Below are 2,138 nucleotides of genomic sequence, written 5' to 3'. Positions count from 1 at the left end.
ACCGTCAGGGGTGGTCCTCGCGAGGAGCCGATAGTCACCCTGATCGCCGAACGCCCGGGTATACGGCCGCAGGTAGGCGGGAATGCCCGCGACGACGGCGGTCTCGGCGGTGGTCAGCTCCTTCCCCTCACCGGCGGTATCGATGAAGGCCCCGTAGGTTCCATCCTCGTCCACGACGGCTCCCAGCGTTCCCGGATCGACCGGTCCACGGAAGAACCGGCGGACCCGCAGCTGCTGCGGGCTGAGGCTGGACGGCTGGCCGGCGGCAGCGGAGTCGGCAGCGGAATCGGCGGGGGCAGCGGAGCCGGCGGCGGTGGCCGAGACGCCGGCAGTGCCGTAGCCGGCGTTCCCCTCGGCCGGGGCCGGGAAGGACGGGAGGTTCTGAAGAAAGGCGGGTTCCGGCCGGTCCCATCGTCCGCTGGCCTCCCGCAGCCGCCTGTCGAGCTGGTCGACGAGGACACCTCGCAGCGCGACGGCGGTGACGAACACGATCGCCAGCGAGACGGTCGCCAGCAGGAGCATCAGTAGGACGAGCAGCCGGGTGCGCAGCGACCAGCGCGAGGGCGAGACCGGCACGATCCGGTGAGCCGGGGAGCTCATGCCGGGCCCGGCGCGGTGCCCCTCGATGACGGGGTGGCGGAGGTCTTCGGTGCCAGCGCCGGATCGGCCGGCCGCAGGACGTACCCGGCCCCGCGCATCGTGTGGATCATCGGGGGGCGGCCGGCGTCGATCTTCTTGCGCAGGTACGAGACGTAGAGCTCGACGACGTTCGCCTGGCCGCCGAAGTCGTAGTTCCAGACCCGGTCGAGGATCTGGGCCTTGCTGAGCACCCGGCGTGGGTTGCGCATGAAGAAGCGCAGCAGGTCGAACTCGGTGGCGGTGAGGTGCACCGGCTGGCCGGCGCGCTGCACCTCCCGGCTCTCCTCGTCCATCGTGAGGTCGCCGACGACGAGCCGGGCGCCCTGCAACGCCTCGGTGGTGCGCGCGGCGCGACGCATCAGTCCGCGCAGCCGCGCGACGAGCTCCTCGAGACTGAACGGCTTCGTGACGTAATCGTCGCCGCCGGCGGTGAGTCCCGCCACCCGGTCCTCGACGGCGTCCCGGGCGGTCAGAAACAGCACCGGTACGTCCGGGCTCTCCGCCCGCAGGCGCCGAAGCACCTCCAAGCCGTCCATGTCGGGCAGCATGATATCGAGAACGACCGCGTCCGGCCGGAAGTCGCGGGCGAGCCGCAGCGCTCCGCGACCATCCGCGGCGCTGCGCACTTCCCACCCCTCGTAGCGCAGCGCCATCGACAGCAACTCCGCCAGTGTCGTCTCGTCGTCTACCACGAGGACCCGCACCGATTGCATGGTGTCAGCTTCGCCTCCTTGGCTGGCTGTTACCTGAGGTCTTGCTGTGAGCTTGCTGTGAGCTGGTTCTGTGAATGCCCGGGGCCGCGGAATCGTAGGTGTGCCACTCGCCGCGATGTCCATCGACGAGACGACGGGGACCCCCTCGAATGGCAGCCTCCCCCCGGGTGGCGGGCCCGACGGCTCCGATGGGATGGACACCACGTTCGGTCAAGCATCGCATCACATCTTGCCAAGATTTTATCTTGGTGAGACTAATGTGGGCGGAGGTGATGAGAGATGGGAGAATATCAACGGGATCACGATGTGATCTGTCGTCGGGTTGACCGTTGGAGTATCCCCCTTCAGGGGGTTCACCTGCGCAAACTGGGTAGGTGCACAGCATGGCTCGCCATAGTCGTCCTCGGTCCGCCGTCCGCGGTAACCGTCCCCGTATCGTGCGCCGGGTGGTACTGCCCACCGCAACTCTGGTCACCGCGGGAGTTGTGACCGTGGGTACGGCGTTCGCCTGTTCCAGATCGTCCTCGGTGGCGTCGGCCCCCGGGGAAACCAGCCGCGTCGTCGCCGCCGTAGCTCGCGGCGCCGGCACCTTCCCGCCGTCGGCCGGGGATGCGGGCGCGATTGCCGAGGCGGTCCGGACGAGCCCGTTCACCGCGGATGTTCCGCCGCAGAACTACGAGGTCACCGGGACCACCGTGGCCGCCAGCGACCCGAGCTGGGCACTGACCGAGCTGCGCCCGACTGTGGCCGATCTCGACCGGGCCGAGGGGGTACTGCATCACACGG

At 69.4% G+C, this 2,138-nt stretch carries 2 protein-coding genes and 1 pseudogene; 1 reads left to right on the top strand and 2 read right to left on the bottom strand.

What is annotated here, in order from left to right; genetic code table 11:
- Both ACY45C_RS17125 and ACY45C_RS17120 read right to left on the bottom strand, forming a co-directional pair.
- Nucleotides 1–600, bottom strand: a pseudogene (locus ACY45C_RS17125) (sensor histidine kinase); the annotation flags it as partial.
- A complete protein-coding gene (locus tag ACY45C_RS17120; protein WP_462188567.1) occupies nucleotides 597–1,352 on the bottom strand; it encodes a response regulator transcription factor in 756 nt (251 codons plus the stop codon). The gene ACY45C_RS17120 and the pseudogene ACY45C_RS17125, both read right to left, overlap by 4 nt.
- A 383-nt stretch (nucleotides 1,353–1,735) precedes the next feature.
- On the opposite strand from ACY45C_RS17120, the gene ACY45C_RS17115 reads away from it, so the two are divergent.
- Nucleotides 1,736–2,138, top strand: a 403-nt coding sequence (locus ACY45C_RS17115; protein ID WP_462188566.1) for a hypothetical protein, incomplete at its 3' end; no start/stop codon positions are given.

This window comes from Frankia sp. CcWB2 (assembly GCF_977927585.1).
Note: the sequence above shows the minus strand (reverse complement) of the source record. Positions and strands in the feature narration are given on the sequence as shown.